Annotated in this window: 5 protein-coding genes and 1 pseudogene; 4 read left to right on the forward strand and 2 right to left on the reverse strand. The window is 52.5% G+C overall.

Annotated features, from left to right (window positions below; all coding sequences use genetic code 11):
* A pseudogene (locus tag HK28_RS14315) lies at nt 1-277 on the forward strand (hypothetical protein); the annotation flags it as partial.
* A gap of 142 nt (nt 278-419) precedes the next feature.
* On the opposite strand, the gene HK28_RS09370 reads toward HK28_RS14315, so the two are convergent.
* Together HK28_RS09370 and HK28_RS09375 are read right to left on the reverse strand one after the other, a co-directional pair.
* On the reverse strand, nt 420-806 hold the full coding sequence (locus tag HK28_RS09370; RefSeq protein ID WP_086644326.1) for a type II toxin-antitoxin system VapC family toxin: 387 nt from the start codon (nt 804-806) through the stop codon (nt 420-422).
* Nucleotides 803-1,036: a type II toxin-antitoxin system Phd/YefM family antitoxin gene (locus tag HK28_RS09375; protein WP_006559686.1), complete on the reverse strand. Its 234-nt coding sequence runs from the start codon at nt 1,034-1,036 to the stop codon at nt 803-805. Before HK28_RS09375 ends, HK28_RS09370 begins: the two co-directional genes overlap by 4 nt.
* Nucleotides 1,037-1,938: 902 nt before the next feature.
* Here HK28_RS09375 and HK28_RS09385 point away from each other — a divergent pair.
* From HK28_RS09385 to HK28_RS09395, 3 genes are read left to right on the forward strand one after another with little or no spacing between them, the layout of a single operon-like run.
* Nucleotides 1,939-3,468, forward strand: a complete 1,530-nt coding sequence (locus HK28_RS09385) for a recombinase family protein (protein ID WP_086644327.1) — start codon at nt 1,939-1,941, stop codon at nt 3,466-3,468.
* Nucleotides 3,468-4,367, forward strand: a complete 900-nt coding sequence (locus HK28_RS09390; protein ID WP_086644328.1) for a plasmid partitioning protein RepB C-terminal domain-containing protein — start codon at nt 3,468-3,470, stop codon at nt 4,365-4,367. The genes HK28_RS09385 and HK28_RS09390 overlap by 1 nt, the downstream gene beginning before the upstream one ends.
* On the forward strand, nt 4,360-5,298 hold the full coding sequence (locus HK28_RS09395; protein ID WP_233140461.1) for a plasmid partitioning protein RepB C-terminal domain-containing protein: 939 nt from the start codon (nt 4,360-4,362) through the stop codon (nt 5,296-5,298). The genes HK28_RS09390 and HK28_RS09395 overlap by 8 nt, the downstream gene beginning before the upstream one ends.
* Nucleotides 5,299-5,456: the final 158 nt, after the last annotated feature.

Here is a 5,456-nt window from a genome sequence, read left to right on the forward strand (position 1 = left end):
CTGCTTCATCCTCCATACCCCAATCAACGCAGAAGAAATGGAATCACAGAGTGCGCCTCAAAAACAAGGGGCTTTTCGAACCCTCCAGGTCACATTCCGGGCGGCGCACAAGAAAAACGCCACAGTCCATCGGGACAGTGGCGTTCTTGATGCGTTCGTATCGCAAGTATCGTTGGTTGCGGGGACAAGAATGCTTCTCAAATTGCGACAATCGCAAGGTGAGAATAAAGCGGGTTTAGATGATTGTTTTGAAAATATTTTTTCTGCGTTCGCCTGATCTTTTCCCAATCATAGAGCCCCCGTCTCCCAGAAGTAGAGCAGTTCCCGTTCGAAACCGTGACCGTTGTCGCGGCCTGCCCCTACCGGCTCAGATCGGTTCGTATCCACCATCCCCTCGTTCGTGCGTCAGCTTTAGGAGATCACCAAAGACGATTGACAGCGAAGTTATCAAACAAGGCCTCGTTGGAGATCAGTGTCATACCCTCGGCCTGCGCCTGGGCAATCAGGAAACGGTCAAACGGGTCTTTATGAGCAATGTTCATCTCGCCCGCGATGCGGGCATGAGTAACGCTGATTGGCAGCTCAACGAACCCCTGCCCGGCAACAATAGCTTCAAAATCCTGCGCCAGCAGGGCCGCCCCCGGCAGTTTACCGATACGAAACTTGGTTGCGACCTCCATGGCCGAAGCCGCGCTCACGGCAATGACATTGGCTTCATCCGCTATGGCCTCCTGGGCGCGGTGACTCAGGTGCTCATCGCCCGCCAGCCACCAGATCAGCGCGTGCGTATCAAGCAGTAGCCTCAAGCGAGATTCCACCCGTCCAGTTCATCCTCGGGCAGCGCCTCATTGAAGGTCTTATCCAGGGTGATCCTGCCTTTGAGCGCCCCAAACACGCGACGACCCTGCGGTTCCACCGGCACAAGACGCACCACTGGTACGGAACCACGCGCGATCACCACCTCACCGCCCGCAAGTGCGTCGGCGATCAGACGGGACAGATTGGTTTTGGCATCGTGAACCGAAAACTGGGCCATGAGGCACCTCCTTAGCTAAGGATATAGCTAAGGAGCCTCTCTTTGGCAAGAGCCACCTTCCATCCCGGCCTTGTGGTTCCCGGGCTTGCCACCTGGAAGAGATCGTCCACTCAGGTCTCGGCTTTGCGGCAATATCTCCCTTTTCTGCGTGACCCGACGTATTCCACGAGTTGAGCTTGCTGAAGACCTCCAATGTCCCTGCGGGCGGTTTTCAGGCTCACATTCCATACAGATATAATGTCTATGGCTTTGCATCTCCTTCCTCGCTCGAGTCTTAGCAGGAACCACCGTTGCCGTTCATTCAGTTCCCAATGATCAGGGACATTTACAGGGTCGTGTCCAAGGACATGTTCAGGGTCATTCCCCCTTACAGGCACTGCCTGTCTGCCACTTGCCCCCACTCCAAGCCGATAAGCTTCTTTGGCTGCAGCAAGCGAGGAACACTCCGCCGAGTATGTCGAGAGATGAGCATTACGTCCTTCGACCAGCCCAGAAACGAATGCCCGGATAACCGGCGACGAAACAACAAGACGCAAGAAATATATCGTATCTGGACCATGCTGCGCTGAAAGCCAGTGTTTTACACTCTTCTCACTCGCGCCTGTCTGTCGCATAAGCCTCTTGATTACACCGTGGCTATCTTCATGCTCTTTGCGCAACAGTTCGGCGACCGTCTTGGCATAGTTTTCACGACGTCCGAGAACACCCTCCCACAGAGGTAATTTCCTGCCTTTTTTTGGCAACATCTTCCGATCCTTCCGATACTAAAATAATCCCGCTTCAGAATGACGGAACAGACTCACTCTTACTGCGAGGGAAGATGTCCGGACCTCCGTTATTAGCCTCGGAAAGGGCAAAACGTGACGAGCCGGAGATTCTACGATGCTGATCGCACGGAGCCGATGGAACGCTTCGTTCGGGCTGCCGAATACGTCAGGATGTCAACGGATTTTCAGAAGTATTCGACCGAAAATCAGTCGGAAGCGATCAAGCAGTATGCCAGGGATCGAGGGATTAAGATCGTCCGCACGTATGCCGATGCTGGGAAAAGTGGCCTCAAAATTGAGGGGCGCAATGCACTCAGACAACTCATTGAAGACGTTCAGGTAGGAAATAATGATTTCACATTAGTTCTTGTCTACGACGTCAGCCGTTGGGGCCGGTTCCAGGATGCGGATGAGAGCGCTTACTACGAATATATCTGCCGTCGCGCGGGTATTGCAGTCGAGTATTGCGCCGAACAGTTCGAGAACGATGGGAGTCCGATCTCAACCATCGTCAAGGGCGTTAAGCGTGCCATGGCTGGTGAATATAGCCGTGAACTTTCTACCAAAGTATTTGCAGGTCAGGGAAGATTGATCGAGAAGGGGTATCGTCAGGGAGGGCCTGCTGGATTTGGCTTACGTCGAACCCTTATTGATGAAAACGGCGCCATCAAGGGCATTCTTGGGCAGGGCGAACATAAGAGTATCCAGACTGACCGCGTTATCCTGACGCCCGGTCCGGCCGAGGAAATCAATCTGGTCCGTACCATCTATCAGTCTTTCGTTCATCAGGAACGCAGCGAGAGCGAGATCGCCGGCGACCTCAACAGACGCGGTATTTTGACAGATCATGGACGTCTCTGGACCAGAGGAACGGTACATCAATTACTAATCAATGAGAAATACGTCGGCGACAACGTATGGAATCGCCGCTCCTTCAAATTAAAGAAGAAACGAGTTCGCAATGAACCGGAAATGTGGATCAAAGCGGAAAATGCATTCGAAGCCATCGTAGAGCGTGAGCTATTCGAATCTGCAAGGAGCATCATCAATACGCGCTCTTTCCGTCTGACTGATGAAGAAATGCTGCATTCCTTGAAGGAACTCTATCACCAGAAAGGCCTATTATCGGGTATAATCATTGATGAATGTGATGACTTGCCTTCCAGCGGCGCCTATAGCGCCCGTTTCGGTAGTTTGCTCCGCGCCTATCATCTTGTCGGGTTCAAACCGGATCGTGACTATCGATACATCGCGATAAACCGTGAACTACGCAGACTTTATCCGGAAATTATTCGACAAATAATCGCTGAATTGCGCACCAAAGGTAGTGATGTATGGCAGACTCCTCAGGACGACCGTATCGTCGTCAATGACGAATTCAGTCTTTCCGTGACGATAGCGCGCTGTATAGAAACATCCACCGGACTGCTGCGCTGGAAGATGCATTTCGATACCTCACTCATACCCGACATTACGATCGTCGTGCGTATGGACAGCGCCAATCATATGCCTCTGGACTACTATCTATTTCCACGCATCGACATAATTTCCGGCAAACTTCGCCTGTCGGAAGAAAACGGTCTTGCTCTTGACGCCTATCGTTTCGACAATCTTGAACTCCTATACGACATCGCCACTCCTATTTCCATTGCGGAGGTCGCCTGATGTCTGTCATTCGTCCGAGCAGGATAGAAATGATCCCGATCAGCCAGATTACAGTCGTAAATCCACGCGCCCGCAACAAGCGCCAGCATCGGGAGATTGTTAACAACATCGAAGCTATCGGTTTGAAACGGCCCATCACCGTAAGTCGCCGCGATACGGCCAATGGCCCCAGATATGACCTGGTTTGCGGCGAAGGTCGGTTGGAAGCCTTCCAGATGCTCGGCCAACCAGATATCCCGGCAGTGGTCATCAAGGCGAGCGAGAGCGAGTGCCTCGTGATGAGCTTGGTCGAAAACATCGCCCGACGTACACCGCGCCCCATTGATCTCATGCGCGAGGTCGGCGCATTACGATCACGCGGTTATAGTGATACTGCAATCGGTACAAAAATCGGTGTCGGAGCCTCCTGGGTCAACATGGTCGCTTCCCTCCTCGATCGTGGTGAGGAACGGCTTCTCGCCGCAGTTGAAACCGGCCTTATTCCGATTACTCTGGCAATGGAGATTTCCCGGTCTGAAACAGAAGAAGCCCAGAACCTGCTCCTTGATGCCTATGAAACGGGCAAGCTGAGGGGCAAGAAGCTGGCCGCGGTCCGGCGAATGCTCGAGATGCGCTTGCACAGCCAACGTAAAAGTCTACCAACGGGGCGTTTAGGGCGCAAAACGAGCAGTCGTAGAATGACGGCCGCTGATCTAATGCAGGTCTATCAACGTGAGGCCGAGAGGCAGCGTCTGTTGGTCAAGAAATCGGATTTTACTCAGACACGACTTCTGTTCATCGTTGAAGCCTTGAAGGAGCTTCTCGCGAACGACGGCTTTATTAACCTGCTTAGAGCTGAGGGGCTGGCGACCATGCCTCGCGCTCTAACAGTCAGAGTATCGGGAAACGAGCATGACTGATGAAGTGAACAATCAAGGGCATAGCCGTATTCATATGGCTTTCGGCATGGATTTCCTCACGATTCCTGTAGCATCAATCATTCCACTCAAGACATTGCCGCCCGATATTAGATTGAGCCGCACATATTCACAGATATTGACCTCCATAAAAGCGATCGGACACCCGATAGAGTCCCCGGCTGTGACGGCAGATACGACGAACGCCGAACAATGGTTTCTACTTGACGGTCATTTAAGAATCGAAGCCATGAAGGAACTCGGCTTCACAGAAGTCGAATGTCTGCTGGCTCCTGACGATGATACCTATACCTACAATAAGCGGGTCAATCGTATACCACCGATCCAGGAACATCGGATGATCGCACGCGCCATGGAGCGAGGAGTCTCGTCAGCTGATATCGCTACCGCACTCAATATTCAGGTAGAAGCAGTATTGAGACGTTTCCGGCTACTGGACGGCATCAGTCCCGAAGCGGCTGAAATGCTTAAAGATACCCCCTGCTCCATGAAGGTATTCGATATTTTGCGCCAGATGACGGCTGTACGACAGATCGAATCCGCTGACCTCATGATTGGCCAGAACAACTTCACAGTCATGTTCGCCCGAGCCTTGCGGGCCGCGACGGCAGAAAACCAGCTCGTACCGAACAAAAGAGGAAAAAAAGGGAGTAGAGCGACACCATCAGGCCAGCAGATTGCTCGTATGGAACGAGAACTCGCTGCACTTCAAACACAAGTAAAATCTGTCGAGGAAACCTACGGCATTGATAATCTGCATTTGACCGTAGCACGCGGCTATATCGCCAAACTCCTTGCAAACAATCGGATAGTCCGTTGGATGGCGACCCATCAACAGGATTACCTTGGTGAATTCCAGAAGATCGCTGAAATCGACCCGCTTGCTTCGATTGGTAGAGAAGCGAGCACCTAAATTAAAAATGGGGACCCGGACCCGATAAGCGCTGGGACCATGGGAGAAGCCACACTGTGGGGTGGGTCAAGCATGGCGGTGGGAATGGCGGCGAACCCGCATGATGCCCACTAGGCTCAGGACTCATTCTTTGAGATAGAAGATGAAGGATGCGGCGA

Source organism: Acetobacter sp. DsW_063, from assembly GCF_002153745.1.
Taxonomy (GTDB): Bacteria; Pseudomonadota; Alphaproteobacteria; order Acetobacterales; family Acetobacteraceae; genus Acetobacter.

Coding starts and splice junctions, on each gene's coding strand:
- HK28_RS09375 (WP_006559686.1), bottom strand. CDS start 1,036: ATGGCCCAGTTTTCGGTTCACGATGCCAAAACCAATCTGTCCCGTCTG.
- HK28_RS09395 (WP_233140461.1), top strand. CDS start 4,360: ATGACTGATGAAGTGAACAATCAAGGGCATAGCCGTATTCATATGGCT.
- HK28_RS09385 (WP_086644327.1), top strand. CDS start 1,939: ATGGAACGCTTCGTTCGGGCTGCCGAATACGTCAGGATGTCAACGGAT.
- HK28_RS09390 (WP_086644328.1), top strand. CDS start 3,468: ATGTCTGTCATTCGTCCGAGCAGGATAGAAATGATCCCGATCAGCCAG.